Annotated in this window: 13 protein-coding genes; 8 read left to right on the top strand and 5 right to left on the bottom strand. The window is 49.3% G+C overall.

Going from position 1 to position 14,273, the window contains the following annotated elements; all coding sequences use genetic code 11:
* Positions 1-1,032 (bottom strand): M14 family metallopeptidase, encoded by a 1,032-nt coding sequence (locus BFC18_RS09245; RefSeq protein WP_070125270.1) that lies wholly within the window; start codon positions 1,030-1,032, stop codon positions 1-3.
* Between the two features lie 348 nt (positions 1,033-1,380).
* Between BFC18_RS09245 and BFC18_RS09240 the strand changes: the two genes are divergently transcribed.
* A complete protein-coding gene (locus BFC18_RS09240; protein ID WP_083273008.1) occupies positions 1,381-3,732 on the top strand; it encodes a zinc-dependent metalloprotease in 2,352 nt (783 codons plus the stop codon).
* A 94-nt stretch (positions 3,733-3,826) separates the two neighbouring features.
* Here the strand turns inward: BFC18_RS09240 and BFC18_RS09235 are convergent, their stop codons facing one another.
* Together BFC18_RS09235 and BFC18_RS09230 are read right to left on the bottom strand one after the other, a co-directional pair.
* Complete coding sequence (locus tag BFC18_RS09235; RefSeq protein ID WP_070125268.1) at positions 3,827-4,948, bottom strand: succinylglutamate desuccinylase/aspartoacylase domain-containing protein; 1,122 nt, start codon at positions 4,946-4,948, stop codon at positions 3,827-3,829.
* A gap of 3 nt (positions 4,949-4,951) precedes the next feature.
* Complete coding sequence (locus tag BFC18_RS09230; protein WP_070125267.1) at positions 4,952-5,713, bottom strand: HesA/MoeB/ThiF family protein; 762 nt, start codon at positions 5,711-5,713, stop codon at positions 4,952-4,954.
* Positions 5,714-5,817: 104 nt separating this feature from the next.
* Here BFC18_RS09230 and moaB point away from each other — a divergent pair, with 104 nt between their 5' ends.
* From moaB to BFC18_RS09195, 7 genes are read left to right on the top strand one after another with little or no spacing between them, the layout of a single operon-like run.
* The gene (gene moaB / locus BFC18_RS09225; RefSeq protein ID WP_070125266.1) at positions 5,818-6,324 is read left to right on the top strand and encodes a molybdenum cofactor biosynthesis protein B; all 507 of its coding nucleotides are present in this window, start codon (positions 5,818-5,820) and stop codon (positions 6,322-6,324) included.
* Positions 6,324-6,800, top strand: a complete 477-nt coding sequence (gene moaC / locus BFC18_RS09220) for a cyclic pyranopterin monophosphate synthase MoaC (RefSeq protein WP_070125265.1) — start codon at positions 6,324-6,326, stop codon at positions 6,798-6,800. Before moaB ends, moaC begins: the two co-directional genes overlap by 1 nt.
* 5 nt (positions 6,801-6,805) lie before the next feature.
* Complete coding sequence (gene moaD, locus BFC18_RS09215) at positions 6,806-7,054, top strand: molybdopterin converting factor subunit 1 (protein ID WP_070125264.1); 249 nt, start codon at positions 6,806-6,808, stop codon at positions 7,052-7,054.
* Positions 7,055-7,513, top strand: coding sequence for a molybdenum cofactor biosynthesis protein MoaE (locus BFC18_RS09210; RefSeq protein ID WP_070125263.1), 459 nt, complete (start codon positions 7,055-7,057; stop codon positions 7,511-7,513).
* A gap of 17 nt (positions 7,514-7,530) precedes the next feature.
* Positions 7,531-8,286, top strand: coding sequence for a molybdate ABC transporter substrate-binding protein (gene modA / locus BFC18_RS09205; RefSeq protein ID WP_070125262.1), 756 nt, complete (start codon positions 7,531-7,533; stop codon positions 8,284-8,286).
* 10 nt (positions 8,287-8,296) lie between these two features.
* A complete protein-coding gene (gene modB, locus BFC18_RS09200; protein WP_070125261.1) occupies positions 8,297-8,974 on the top strand; it encodes a molybdate ABC transporter permease subunit in 678 nt (225 codons plus the stop codon).
* Entirely contained in the window at positions 8,962-9,975 is a 1,014-nt protein-coding gene (locus BFC18_RS09195) for an ATP-binding cassette domain-containing protein (RefSeq protein ID WP_070125260.1), read from the top strand. Before modB ends, BFC18_RS09195 begins: the two co-directional genes overlap by 13 nt.
* 5 nt (positions 9,976-9,980) lie before the next feature.
* Here the strand turns inward: BFC18_RS09195 and hemN are convergent, their stop codons facing one another.
* Together hemN and BFC18_RS09185 are read right to left on the bottom strand one after the other, a co-directional pair.
* On the bottom strand, positions 9,981-11,351 hold the full coding sequence (hemN, locus tag BFC18_RS09190) for an oxygen-independent coproporphyrinogen III oxidase (RefSeq protein ID WP_070125259.1): 1,371 nt from the start codon (positions 11,349-11,351) through the stop codon (positions 9,981-9,983).
* Positions 11,352-11,533: 182 nt separating this feature from the next.
* Positions 11,534-14,107, bottom strand: coding sequence for a TonB-dependent receptor (locus BFC18_RS09185; protein ID WP_070125258.1), 2,574 nt, complete (start codon positions 14,105-14,107; stop codon positions 11,534-11,536).
* Positions 14,108-14,273 lie beyond the last annotated feature (166 nt).

Here is a 14,273-nt window from a genome sequence, read left to right as displayed (position 1 = left end):
CTAGCTACCGGTACTGAAGTAAAACAGGCAATTCGATTTGGCCAGGTCGGTACTTTTACCTAACACAAACAGTTTCATCGGTTGGGCTACCGTGAGACTGTTATCATCGGCACAGAAAAAGTCAGACACTTTCTCTCTCGGCGCTCGACCCACCACACGAAAATGCGCGAGCTTGTTATGATCAACCCAGCCCAGTACATCGCCGGGGTGCTGAACGGTAAAGCTGCAATTTTCAATATCCTGCCGTAGAGTACAATTCACACCGAAAACCGGTTTATCAGAAAACGTCAGCGCCGCACTGCGTCGTAGTTCCAATCTTCTGGGTTGTGAAAGCACGCTCACTTCTTGTTGTTGCTGCAACACATCGGTCTGCCAGAATCGCATGAGGTTTTTATACAGGTTGCACTGCTGAATACCTGCATAATCACTGGGCGCATGCACTGAAATGATCGGACACCCAATGTTTAAATCGGTTAAGGCGCCAATACTGATGGGCGAAAAAATCAGTAAATCGGTGAAGTAAGACGCAAGCACTTTATGTGCATGATTTTCACATACTGATATTGCAAAGGCGTGCGTCATGGCCAGGGTATCGTGAATATCGACCACGGATTCCGGACGCCATGTTTCAAGATAATTTAACAGCCGATTGGCAAGGTGATCAGATTGATAGAGAAAGGGCTCGCGAAAACAACGATTTAAATCTCGCTGGCCGGGTAAATATGAATGGCTAAACACCGGTGTTAATTTTGCCGCTTCGACAGAGACAATAATCACCTTCACGTTGGTTGCCGGTGCGCCTCCGTCTTTCAGCGTTGCTAACAGGGCACGCAAACTGTTCGCACTGTCGCCGTGGATCAGCGCGGTGATAACACGACAGCCATCAGTTCGGCCGTTAATGTGCAGCACGGATGGGCCGGGTAATTGTTGAATTACTTCTGAAGGTGTTTGAGGCAAGATCCCGGGATTGAGATCATAAAAATGGTACACACCATTCTGTTCGATACTGTAGTCCCGAAACGCTGCGGTCATAATTCATCCTGTATTCGCTTATCGTTTAGCATTCATTGAGAGCATAGTCACTGCGGTTTTTTGTGCGTTGACGCAGATCAACGGGACAGGTCATCTTGGCTATCTACTGGCCATGCACCTTAATCGCAAAACCGCCCATATTGATCGAGAGCGGTTGCCAGCGTTTGAATTTTCAGGGTAGGGTAGGATAGTAAATGGCAGCGAATAGCCGTTTTCAGCTGACTTAATAATTTAACAAGGTGCCTTCGATGCTTCGCCACCAGTCAGCCAGTAGAAAATAAATAACAACAAATGCAGCATTAACATGGAGAACTCACTTTGCGCAAATCCCTGACGTTTCTGTTATTGATGGTTAGCACGCCACTGTGGGCCGCGTTGCCGTCGGTGACAGAATTCACCAAAGACATGATTCGCAAGGATGGCTATTTGCCGTTCTATTACGATGCGAGCAGCGACAAAATATACCTGCACGTGAACAAACTCGATGAACAGATGTTACTGCAGACCAGTCTGCCTCAAGGTGTAGGTTCCAACGATATTGGTTTGGATCGCGGTCAGTTAGGGGAAGCCCATCTGGTGGCTTTTGAACGACACGGTAATAAGTTGTTGATGAAAGAGCTTAATACCCGCTATCGCTCGGTGTCTGAAAATGCCGCTGAACTGGCAAGTATCGATGAAGCTTTTGCCGATTCCGTGTTGGCTGGTTTTACTGCCGTTGCGGCAAGCAGCAACGGCGTGCTGGTGGATTACACCCAGTACCTGCTTAGTGATGTGCATGGCGTGGCTAAACGGTTATCGAGAGCTAAGCAAGGCAGCTATAACGTTGATGCCGCCCGAAGTGCCGTATTTATGCCTCGCAGCAAAGCGTTTCCAAAAAATACTGAACTGGAAGCCATTGTTACCTTTGCGGGAAGCAATCCTGGGGACTACGTGAGCCAGGTTACGCCATCAGCAGAAAGCCTAACAGTGCATCTGCATCATTCCTTCGTTGAATTACCTGAAGAGGGCTATTCTCCTCGCGCGTATAACCCTTATTCGGGCTTCTGGAAACAGGGTTACTTTGATTACGCCACGGATATCACCGAACCCACAGAAGTGAAGTATATTTCTCGTCACCGGTTACACAAAAAAGATGTGGATGCCGATGTCAGCGAAGCCGTCGAACCGATTGTGTATTATCTCGACCCAGGTATCCCTGAACCTGTCATGAGTGCACTTCGTGAGGGAACGAGTTGGTGGAATCAAGCGTTTGAGGCCATAGGTTACAAAGATGCGTTTCAGGTGAAAGTGTTGCCTGAGGGCGCCGACCCCATGGATCTGCGCTATAACATGATTCACTGGGTACACCGTGCTACCCGGGGCTGGTCTTACGGTTATTCTGTGCGTGATCCCCGCACCGGTGAAATTCTGAAAGGAAATGTTACCCTGGGCTCATTACGTGTTCGTCAGGATTTTCTCATCGCACTGGGCCTGACCAGCCCATTTGATGGTGAACAAACCACAGAAGCGCAAAAGGAAATGGCGTTGGCCCGCATCCGTCAGTTGGCGGCACACGAAGTTGGCCACACTCTTGGTATTGCCCATAACTTCGCCGCCAGTGAGAACGGCCGTGAATCGGTGATGGATTATCCTCACCCCATGTTGTCGGTGAAAAACGATAAAATTGTACTGGATAACGCCTATGCAACCGGTATGGGCAAATGGGATCTGCATACGATTGCCTATGGTTATCAGGATTACGCCACGGCAGAAGCCGAACAAGCGGGCCTGGCTGCATTATTATCGCAATCGAGAGCGCAGGGACTGGCGTTTAAAACCGACTGGGATACCCGTTCCTCCTCGCATCCATCAAGCAATGGTCATATGTGGGATAACGGCAGTGACCCACTTAAAGCGTTCGACGAGATGGTAAAAATACGGAAGCTGGCCTTGGCAAATATGGGGCTGAATACCATTGCTGACAATGCGAGCTTATCGTCTATTGAAGATGCGTTGGTGCCCGTGTATCTCTCGCATCGCTATCAGCTTGAATCCGTGGCGAAGCAAATTGGCGGATTGAATTATGAGTACGAGCGCAAGGGCGATTATGACAAACCGAAAGGGGTGACGTTTGTGGCGGCAGAGCGTCAGAAGCAAGCGCTTAAGCAACTTTTGGAAGCGACATCCCCAGCGTTCCTCGAGCTGCCTACTGAGCTGCTATCACTTATTCCTCCGACCGCCTTTGGCGATGATATTACCCGTGAGCAATTTAATAGTCGTATGGGCTTGGCTTTTGATCCGGTCTCTGCCGCTGAAGCCGCAGCAAACTACAGTTTAACCTTGTTGCTTGCGCCAGAGCGGCTAAACCGTCTTTCCTGGCAGGCCAGTCAGAGTCGGGGTATTCCCAGCGTTGAGCAAATCGTGGAGCGGATTTTCAAGCTGCATTGGTACGACAACAAACAAGCCGACTACGGACTCAACGCCCGTCTTCGTTTAGTTGCACTTAATGCGGTAATGAAAACCGCGATGTCTGATGATCTGGCACCGGAAGTGAAGCTGGTAATCGATGATGCGGTACTGAAATTTGCCGACTGGCTAGACGACGACAGCAAGTTCGCCGGCTCTGAGGTGCTACATGATCAGCTTGGCGTATACTTCGACACAGGCAAGTGGCCAGGGGCATTCGACGTGAAGCCGCTTCCACCGGGCTCGCCAATTTAAAAAATACGCTCCTTTACACATCAAAAAGCCCGATCTCTGTGAGAAAATCGGGCTTTTTTATTGTGTGATTATGCGCCATATTTTTGCGCTACGTTTACTCCGTGAGTGTGAAGTAGTTCGTGAATACCTTAAATAATTGTGTGCCGCTGAGCACTGACGCCGACGGAAAATGCAGCATTGGTATTAGGTCGCAGGGGGCTTCTACCGCAAAACAGCCAGCTTCGGTGTCCAGTTCGTCGATGTTCAGCACCCTGGCAATTGTCTCGCCACGCTTAACCCAATCCCCGGGCTTCACGCAGTATTCCACCATGCCACCCCATTGGGTAAACAGGGTTTTGTAGTCCTTGAGCATAACGCCCACTCTTTTCATGGCCGCAGGCGCAAGGGAGGAGTGGGGTAAAGCATTTTTGGCCGTCAGATAGGTAAGAATACTCTTTGCATCCACTTTCCCTTCAGAGAATTGAATGACTTCCTGACTGCCCATTTCCAGGGTGAACGCCTCGATACCAAATTGAATGCTACGACCAAATCGGGCTGAAAGTGCGTCTTGCAACGTCCACCACGGGCAAAAGGTGGCCTCGTCTAGTGCGCCGGCAAATTTGTTAGGAATAAAAATACAATGTGGAAAGTTAAACAGCGTGGCTGAATCTTTCGCATATTCAGGAATATAAACGTGGCGGGTAGACACTGGCCCATTGTGCAAATCGAGCACAAAGTCTGCGTTCACCGCCAGTTGTTGTAGTTTCAGGTTTAGCTGTTGGGCTAAGCCTAATCCCCAGGGAGAAGCCAGTTTTTCCGCGATACATTCTGCCCAATAGGTAAGAAAGTCATCACGAATGGTACTAATATCGTCGTTCTCGTTTACCGTATCGGCGAATGCATACACCTTTTCTTCATCGAAGAAATACCCTCGGTTCCAGTTGGTACCGTTAACCGGGTCGAAGCGGCCTAACGTGTACTCGCCAGCTTTTATATTTGTGCCAATAGGATTACAGTTCGGCACCAGAATGATTTCACCGGCCACATCCTGCTCTTTTAAAGCCTGGATTAGCTGATAAATCACCACATTTCCCTGTACCTCTGCACCGTGAATAGAGCTTTGAATGTACACCGTTGGCCCTGGCACCGCGCCTTTGAACCGGTAAATCGGCACATTCATACTTCTGCCAGAGGCATTTTGTGCCACCACCATGTGGGACTTGGTCATTGTTGTCATTATTTATTCTGCCGTATTGTTACAGATGTCGCATGCTGGATGAGGCGATACTTTAAATTTTTGCCACTGAAAATTGAGGCCATCGAATAATTGCAGTTCACCCGTGGGTAGTGTGCCAAATCCGCTGAGGCATTGCATTACCAGGTGTGCTTGTGCAATACCAATCATACTTACCACCGGTGAAAGAATGCCGGCTTCATTGCAGCTTAGTTCTGCCATGTGAAAGCGCTTTTCTACACAGCCGTAGCAGGCCTTACCGTCACCCGGTACGCTAACAAATAGCTGTCCCTCAAAACGGATTGCTGCCCCGCTTATCAGGGGAATACCCGCTTGAACGCTCACCTGATTAATTTGTCGCCGACTGGCAAGGTTGTCTGTGCAATCGACGATGATGTCATGCTGACTGGCTTGCTCCAGCAATGCTTCATCACTTAAGCGGGCACGCAGGGGCGTAATGCGGCAGTCCGGTGCCAGTGCGCCGAGCCGGGAGCGGGCCGCGTCGACTTTAAATTGGCCGCAGTCAGCATCGGTGAACAAAATTTGGCGGGGTAAATTATGTTGCTCTACCTTGTCGTCGTCTATCAACGTGAGTGCACCCACGCCGCCAGCAGCCAGGCTTTGTGCTACAGCATTGCCCAGGCCGCCCATTCCAATGAGCAGAATACGGGCGTTCAGCAGTTTTTCCTGTCCATCTATATCAAATTGGGGCAATACAATGTGGCGGTTGTATCGCATAGCTTGAGTATGCGTTAAAGTATCTGGCATAGTAATTTATTAATCTCAGTCACCGACCAGGTTGGTCGATTTTCAGATATCGTATTGGAAACGACGATTTGTCACAACCTGGATGAAATTTATCAGGAATTTTCATGTCATCAGCAGTATCACTGAATCTTGCCGTTCTTACTATCTCAGACACACGAACACTGGAAAGCGACACCTCTGGTGCGTACCTGGTTGAAGCCCTGGAAGCCGCTGGCCATACACTAACCGCCCGCGACCTGGTGAAAGATGATATCTACGCCCAGCGCGCCATTGTATCGGCCTGGATTGCCGATGCTGATATTCACGGCATTCTGGTAACGGGCGGAACGGGATTTACACACCGCGATTCTACCCCTGAAGCCTTGTCGGTACTGTTTGATAAAACCGTTGATGGTTTCGGTGAACTGTTTCGTCATTTAAGTTTTCAGGAAATTGGCACATCTACTGTGCAGTCACGGGCCATTGCGGGTTTTGCTAACCGCACGGTGATTTTCTGCTTACCAGGCAGCACAGGCGCTTGCCGCACTGCTTGGGATGGCATCATTAAAAGCCAACTAGATTCAGAATACCGCCCTTGTAACTTTGTGAAACATCTCACCGGAGAGCTGTAATGGCGGGGTTTAGTCATTTAAATGCTAGTGGCGAAGCCAACATGGTGGACGTATCTGACAAACAGGAAACACGAAGAGAAGCGATGGCAGAAGGGTTTCTGCATGTTTCTGATGAAGTGATTACAGCAATATCTGATCACAAGGTGATGAAAGGCGACGTGTTCGCTGTGGCCCGGGTGGCGGGTATTCAGGGCGCGAAACGCTGTGCCGACCTTATTCCATTATGCCATCCGCTGGCGCTGAATAAAGTCGATATTGACTTTGAATTGCAGACCGATTTAAAACGCATTCGCACCACCTGCTTTTGTAAAGTTAGCGGTAAAACCGGCGTGGAGATGGAAGCGTTAACGGGGGTAAATGTTGCACTTCTGACCTTATTTGATATGTGTAAAGCCATCGACCCTGGTATGCGCCTGGAAGGTGTGCGCGTTCTCGAGAAGCGCGGCGGTAAAACTGGCGAGTGGCTGGCGGAGTAAGGTGCATGATTAATATAAAGACCTTTGCTCAGGTCCGGGAGATCACGGGTGAAGACAGCCTGGCTTTACCATTGCCTGATGGATGCAGTACGGTTTCTCAGCTTAAATCGATGCTCGCAGCGCGTTCAGCGAATTGGCAGCAGGTACTGGCAGACGGCGTACTGTGTGCGGTAAATCAGGAGTTGGGTGACGACGATAGTCAGATCAAAGACAACGACGAAGTGGCTTTTTTCCCGCCCGTAACCGGAGGCTAAATGTTTGCAGAAGTCACCGATGCCGCCCTTGATGAACAGGCATACAACACACGATTGAAAGCAAAGGCGACGAATGCAGGTGCCATTGTTACCTTCACCGGCTTGGTGCGGGATTACAACAATGAAGGCGGCATAGACGGCATTAGCCTGGAGCATTATCCAGGAATGACTGAAGCCGCGATGATGAAATTACTCGAACAGGCGAAAATGCAGTTTGATCTTCGCAGTGCCGGTATTGTGCATCGATATGGGTTTGTGGGTAATCACGAGCCTATTGTGTGGGTGGGTTGTGCCGCTAGTCATCGTAAGGCCGCATTTGAAGCGGCTGAATTTGTTATGGATATGCTGAAAAAATCGGTGCCCCTATGGAAGAAAGAGCATCAAGACGGCGACGCAACCTGGGTTGCAGCAAAAGCTAGCGATGAAGAAGCGGCCATGAAGTGGCTGAATCAAAAATAAAATTTATCAGGATCATTATGAACAGATGGATAGTAAAAGCGTTGTGTGTCCTTGTTGTGATGTTCAATGTTTTTGCCCATGCCGACGAGCAGCAGGTGAATATTGCTGTTGCTGCTAATTTCGCCCAACCTGTTAAGCATTTTGCTGAAGCGTTTGAAAAGAAAACCGGTATTAAACCCATTATTACAGTAAGTTCGAGTGGCACGCTGTATGCGCAAATTCAGCACGGCGCGCCGTTTGACGTATTCCTTTCTGCTGATGCTTTGCGTCCTGAAAAGCTGGTGGCGGAAGGATTGGCAGAAAAACAAACCCTTCGCTCATATGCTACTGGCCGCCTGGCATTAGTTTCTCGCAGCGGTGCGCCGGATTCACTTAACGCTTTTGTTTCCCGAAAATTCGACAAGCCTGTGGCCATTGCCAACCCCAAATTAGCTCCATATGGGCTGGCCGCCTCTCAGGCATTGGGCACACTACCAGCTGACACTGCGCTACCGTTCAGACAAGTACAGGGCAAAAATATACTGCAGACGTATCAGTATTTTACTTCGGGAAATGTGGATGATGCGTTTGTCGCTTGGTCGCTGGTTAAGCGCAGCAATTATTCTTATCTGCTCATTCCTGATGATTATCATGCGCCAATCGTTCAAAAAATGGTGATCATCAAAGACAGCGCGCATCCGTATGCCGCCCGTCGCTTTATGCAATATCTCCTTTCTGCAAAGGTGCAAAAAAGCCTCATGGATTGGGGATACCAATCAGCCGGTAAAAGGTAGGTGCCGATAAATGCAAAGCGATATTGACGCTATCTGGTTAACGCTGAAATTGGCGCTTTTCACCAGTGTGTTATTGATGCTTATTGCCACGCCGCTGGCCTGGAAGTTGTCGCGTTGGCAACACAAAGCGAAAAACCTGGTGCTTGCTGTCGTCGCGTTACCGCTTGTATTACCGCCCACCGTTCTGGGATTTTATCTGCTGGTGGTTTTTTCTCCGAATGCCGTCGCAGGAGAACTTTGGCAGCTTATTACTGGTGAGCAATTGGCGTTTTCATTTGCCGGGCTAGTGATCGGCTCACTAATATATTCTTTGCCGTTTGCAGTACAACCGCTTTACGCGAGTTTCCTTCAACTGGATAACCGATACATTGATGTGGCGCGCACCATGGGCATGTCGAAATGGTCCCGCTTCCGCCGCATCATTATGCCAATTTGTAAGCCAGCCTTTATGGTGGCGCTGGGCTTGAGCTTTGCTCATACAGTGGGCGAATTTGGTGTAGTTCTCATGATTGGTGGCAACATTCCTGGCGAAACGCAGGTATTGTCTATCGCGCTGTTCGAGCACGTGGAAGCCATGGAGTACGGTAAGGCGCACGCGTTAGCGTTTGGCTTATTGGTGTTTTCATTCCTATTGATGGCGCTGTTGTACCGCTATAACCGCAACGGGGTGACAGCATGGAAGTCGTAGTTAATACAACCGGCGACAACCTTAGCCTGAATGTTCGGTTAGATTTCCCTGCCAGTGCCAGATTTGTTGGGCTAAGCGGTCCGTCGGGGGCGGGCAAGTCTACGCTTTTGCGCTGCCTTGCTGGACTTAGTCGTGCTGCTAAGGTGAACGGACAGTGGGACGCGCTGCGCATTGCCCGGGTTCGTACTGGACTGGTTTTTCAGGACAGCTTGTTATTTCCCCATTTATCGGTAGGCCAAAACCTCTTACTGGCTGCAGACTTTGCTAAACAGCAAACCCATCATTTCGATGAGGTGGTGTTGGGTTGCAAATGTCATCATCTCATGACGCGTATGCCAGAGACGTTATCCGGAGGAGAAGCCCAACGGGTGGCTATTGCGCGCGCCATCCTCAATTCACCGGCTATTTTATTGTTAGATGAACCGGTGAGTGCACTCGATGACAGTCTGAAACATGAAGTACTGAAATATCTTGCCACACTGAGCCGTGGTGGATTGAAGATTTTGATGGTTTCTCACGATCTACGAGAACTGGCGTTGTATACCGATTACATGGCCTGGATGGATGCGGGAACCATGGTTCATCAAGGGCCAAGCGACAATGTGCTGGCTGAACTGACTTCACAATTACCCGGCTTTGAACAACGCTTCTCTGTATTTACGGGAAAGCTCGAAGCGCATCTGGAAGAGCAAAATTGCTATGCCATACGCTGTGAAGGGCAGCTGATTTACGGTCGCTTCCCGGTTATTGATGGCAATGAAGCCATGCTCACCATCGACGCCAGAGATATCAGCGTCGACCGCGAAGCAGCCAATGCTTCCTCTATTGTGAACGGCTTGGAAAGCATCATTGAAGGTATTTCTGACAGCCAGGACGGGCAATTAATGCTCACACTTAAAACCGGACAGACGCAGATATTTGCACTTATTAGTCAGCTATCTCAGGAGCGGCTGCACTTTAAAGTTGGGGAAACCGTCACCGCTCGCTTTAAACTTCGATAGGCAAACTAAATCACTCGTGAATAACGGTGCTGATGCGCCGTGTCTTTCAGGTAAGCGTCAAAGGTCATACAGATAATACGTATGAACAGTCTGGCTGATGGGAGTACCGTGATCCCGTCAGCGGTTATCTTTAGCAATCCGTCCTCAGCAAATTCTCTCAATGCCTCCAACTCAGCGGCAAAGTGATGGGTGAAATCAATGGCGAAACGCTTTTCCACCTCGTCAAAACGCAAAGACAGGTTGCACATGAGCTGCTGAATCACATAGCCCCGCAACATGTCAGATGCCGACAGAAATAACCCGCGATGGGCGAGCTCCTGTTGACTATCTAGCTGACCATAATAGTCGTTTAAGGTTTTTGGGTTTTGCAGATACGCATTACCAATGGCACTAATGGAAGATACGCCCAAACCCAGTAAATCTAAATCACCACGGGTGGTGTAGCCTTGGAAATTGCGGTGCAGTTCACCATTGCGCTGGGCAACGGCGAGTTCGTCGTCGGGCAGGGCAAAGTGATCCATGCCAATCAGTTCATAGCCTATTCGGGTAAGGCTTTCTACAGCTTGCTTCATTAGCGCTGTTTTTTCCGCAGGCTTGGGCAGCCATTCATCTTTAATTTTACGTTGAGCCGCAAAGCGTGTGGGCAAATGGGCATAGCTGAACAAGCTAATTCGCTCTGGTTGCATGGCTTTAACTGCAGCCAGTGTGGTGGCAAAGGTATCAGGTGTCTGGTGGGGCAAGCCATAAATCAAATCGAGGTTCACTGATTTAAAATTCATGGCTCTGGCGTAGTCCACCAAATGGGCAATATGAGAAGTACTTTGTACCCGGTTGATGGCATCTTGTACTTTGTAGTCGGTATCTTGTACGCCGATGCTCAGCCGGTTGAATCCCAGGTTGGCTAAATGTTTGAGGTATTGGGGCGTTACCCGGCGGGGATCTATTTCAATTCCGATTTCGGCATCATCGATCACATCAAAATTGGCTTTTATCAGTGTCATTAATCGCGTTTGTTGGCGTTCACTGAGAAAGCTCGGTGTGCCGCCGCCTAAGTGAATTTGTTCTACTTTTCTACCGGCAAAAGCTACAGAGCGGATTGCCATTTCCTTGGCAAGATAATCTAAGTAGCGGTCAGCTTTTTCACTATGTCGGGTAACCACTTTATTACAGCCACAGTAATAGCAAAGGCTATGACAAAACGGAATGTGCAAATAAAGCGAAACGCTTCGCGCCTTTGACTGCGATAATGCATGCTCAACCGGTGACAAATGCGTGATTTCACCGAATTCAAGGGCTGTAGGGTAAGAGGTGTATCGAGGCCCGTTGATATTGTATTTCTGCATACGTGCGGGGTCGAAGAGTTCGCTGATAGCCATGCTTTTTCCGGTTTGTCTTTTAATACCTGGAAAGTATACCCACCGGCTAGCAGGCAAAAATTGATCTGATTCAATATTTTGCAGAATGTTGAAAGGAATTAGCAGTTCGAATATTGGCGCACAAAAAAAGCACTGCCAGCGGGGCTAGCAGTGCGCATTAACAACGCTCAATGAATCTGTAATTAAAAGGCTTTTCGTAGGGTAATTCCGTAAGACGCTGGCTGACCTGGATAAGCCATTAGCTTACCGGCTTGCACGGGTACATCGAAGCCATTGCGGGCGATGTACTCTTCGTCTAACACGTTGCGGCCCCACAAAGTCACGTCCATATCCCATTGCGGTATGTTCATGCTTATACGGGCGTTAACGATATCGAAGCTGTCCACATGTTTGTAAGGATCGTTGGAGTCGTCGAGGTACAAATCGCCTGTATACTGATAATCTAACGCCAGCAGGAATGAATAGGCGCCGATGTTGATAGTGTGCTCAAGATTAACGCCAAGGGTTGTTTCAGGTTCAAAACCCAGTCTGTCTCCCGTACGAGAACAGTAGGGGGCATCAGTTGAGGGGCGACCGGGATCATCGATGCCCGTGTGCCAACTATAGGCAACCCAGCATGTGCCTTTTTCAAACTTGTCGAATGTGGCTAAGGTTCTGGCCATATTTACGCCTAGCCGGGTGTCTGTGGTAGGAAACCAAATCATTTCCAGTTCAAAACCTTTAGTACTCAGGTCGCCGGCATTTTGCAGGTTGAAGCCAAATCCGGTAAAGGTAGATGCCTGGAAGTCATCAACGCGGGTGTGATGAGCAGCGGCATTGATACGTAAATTCAGTGCATCGATATCTTGTTTCAAGCCCACTTCAAACGCGGTGGCTTTTTCGGCATTAAACTGCGGGTCCAGACCTTCGGCAATACGGTCGGTATTCATACCGCCAGATTTAAACCCGGTGCCGACACTGGCGTAGTACAGGCGGTCATTGTCGGGCTGCCAGCTCAGTTTTACCGTGCCCGTGATTTGGTTGTCTTTACGGCTTTCATCTAATGCCGTCCGCGGCAGCACGGAGGCAGTGCCAAGGAAAAAGTAACCCCATCCAGCTTGTTGAAAGGGCGTGAGGGCGGCTAATTGTGACAGTTCCGGTTGATTCCCGCTTGCCAACGCCTGCGCAATCCCACCAAGGGCTGCGCCGGCCAGTATTGGGTTGGGGAGCAGCGCAGGGTCTTGTGGTAAACCATTGATACCCGGCCCTTGTTCAGAGTAGCGACCCACCAGAGTTTTCTCTTCGCGTGTGTAGCGTAATCCTGTGGTAAGGGTGAAATGCTCGGCAAATTGCCAGTCACTTTGGCCAAATACGGCAATGCTGTCTTGCTCTTGATAAGCAGTGTGGGCGAACTGGGTGTTGGCCGGGGTAGCTGCAGCTGCAGGCGCTATCAAGCCGCCAGTAGCAGCGCTAAGACCATTGATCCCCTCTATAAGCGGCGTGAGTTCTGCTGCGGAGGCTGCAAAAAATAACGGAAATTCCTCGCCCGTGGTGATGTCAAAATTTAGTCCGAGATTCTGACTGAAATAATAGAGTCCACCTATTACGGTTATTGAATCTCGACTGTACGTTGCCCGGAGTTCTTGGGAAAACGCTTGCTGACCCGCATCGTTTGTGGTGCTGAGCATATCTGCATCGGTAAAGTCGGTATCGGTAGTGTCGAGACTGTCAAAGCTGCGCCAGCCACTGACTGATGTGACAAGTAGCGTGTCGGATATTTGCCAGTTTACTTCGGCAGAAAGTCCTTTGTCGGTCATTGCTGAAACGGGTAGGGCCGAAAGGGCTGTGGTGTAGTCGTAAAAAGACTCGCCACCGAATAAAGTGGCACTGACGGGCGGCATCATAAGCAGCGCATCAGAACCAAATTTGCCAGCGATATCATTTGCGATAGCATTGCTTTGCAGTGTTAGTGCCCCGCAACAATGCTCATCAAGCTCTGCATAATCGGCGATAACGCGAATGCTTACATCTTCATTCGGCGTATAGAGGGCTTGCAACCGCACACCTGAGCGGTCTCTGTTATTAATCGTATTTTTGCCAAGATTTACATCGTCAATCCAGCCATCCCGCTGGGTGGTGAAACCTGATACGCGAGCAGCAAGTCTATCGTCAACGAGGCTAATAGAGGTGGCACCACTTAGGCGGTACAGGTTGTCACTGCCCAGTGTTCCACTGACAAAGCCATCGCCATTTTCAAAGGTCGGCGCTTTGCTGCGGAATACCACGGCACCCGCCGGTGTATTTTTACCAAACAATGTGCCTTGAGGACCACGCAGAATTTCTACTGCGTCGATATCTACCAAATCGTTAATGACCGCATTCTGACGTGAACGGTAGACACCATCAACATAAAGCCCGACAGAAGATTCAAAGCCAAAATTTTGCGATGATGTGCCTATGCCACGCACAGAAAAACTGGAGTTTGTTGCACTTTGGCTTTGGAAGGCCTGAAAAGCGGGAACGTAGCCTTGTAGATCATAGATATCCAGCGACACGCTCTCTGCGATATCGGTGCCAGATACCACCGTAAGTGCAACAGGCACATCCTGAAGATCCTGCGTCCTCTTCTGTGCGGTAACCTCAATCCGTTCTAACGGATGTTCTTTTTTCTTGTCGTCGACTTCTGTTGTTGCCGCTACAGCGATACCGGAATGCATGCATAGGGCAAGAGCAACAGTTGAAAATGAAAAAGGGATTGAGTATGTCACTGATGACATGAGCGTATCCTTTCGAGTGTTTTTATTTTATGTCGCTCATTCCATTGAAAATGCCGAGTCGTCTTACATCCATGACGAAGCGTGGAAAATTCGCGACGAATTGTAATCGGGTTTTGTGACCGATAAAAGTCATACAAAGCTAAAGTTGTATATAAATGTAAATGGA

The sequence above is a fragment of the Alteromonas confluentis genome (assembly GCF_001757105.1).
Classification (GTDB): domain Bacteria; phylum Pseudomonadota; class Gammaproteobacteria; order Enterobacterales; family Alteromonadaceae; genus Alteromonas; species Alteromonas confluentis.
This window is presented reverse-complemented; position numbering and strand designations above follow the sequence as displayed.

Excerpts from the sequence above, each read along its gene's own strand:
- BFC18_RS09210 (WP_070125263.1), top strand. The coding sequence starts at position 7,055 with ATGTTTGCAGAAGTCACCGATGCCGCCCTTGATGAACAGGCATACAAC.
- BFC18_RS09195 (WP_070125260.1), top strand. The coding sequence starts at position 8,962 with ATGGAAGTCGTAGTTAATACAACCGGCGACAACCTTAGCCTGAATGTT.
- BFC18_RS09245 (WP_070125270.1), bottom strand. The coding sequence starts at position 1,032 with ATGACCGCAGCGTTTCGGGACTACAGTATCGAACAGAATGGTGTGTAC.
- BFC18_RS09230 (WP_070125267.1), bottom strand. The coding sequence starts at position 5,713 with ATGCCAGATACTTTAACGCATACTCAAGCTATGCGATACAACCGCCAC.
- hemN (WP_070125259.1), bottom strand. The coding sequence starts at position 11,351 with ATGGCTATCAGCGAACTCTTCGACCCCGCACGTATGCAGAAATACAAT.
- moaB (WP_070125266.1), top strand. The coding sequence starts at position 5,818 with ATGTCATCAGCAGTATCACTGAATCTTGCCGTTCTTACTATCTCAGAC.
- BFC18_RS09185 (WP_070125258.1), bottom strand. The coding sequence starts at position 14,107 with ATGTCATCAGTGACATACTCAATCCCTTTTTCATTTTCAACTGTTGCT.
- BFC18_RS09235 (WP_070125268.1), bottom strand. The coding sequence starts at position 4,948 with ATGACAACAATGACCAAGTCCCACATGGTGGTGGCACAAAATGCCTCT.
- BFC18_RS09240 (WP_083273008.1), top strand. The coding sequence starts at position 1,381 with ATGGTTAGCACGCCACTGTGGGCCGCGTTGCCGTCGGTGACAGAATTC.
- modA (WP_070125262.1), top strand. The coding sequence starts at position 7,531 with ATGAACAGATGGATAGTAAAAGCGTTGTGTGTCCTTGTTGTGATGTTC.
- modB (WP_070125261.1), top strand. The coding sequence starts at position 8,297 with ATGCAAAGCGATATTGACGCTATCTGGTTAACGCTGAAATTGGCGCTT.
- moaD (WP_070125264.1), top strand. The coding sequence starts at position 6,806 with ATGATTAATATAAAGACCTTTGCTCAGGTCCGGGAGATCACGGGTGAA.
- moaC (WP_070125265.1), top strand. The coding sequence starts at position 6,324 with ATGGCGGGGTTTAGTCATTTAAATGCTAGTGGCGAAGCCAACATGGTG.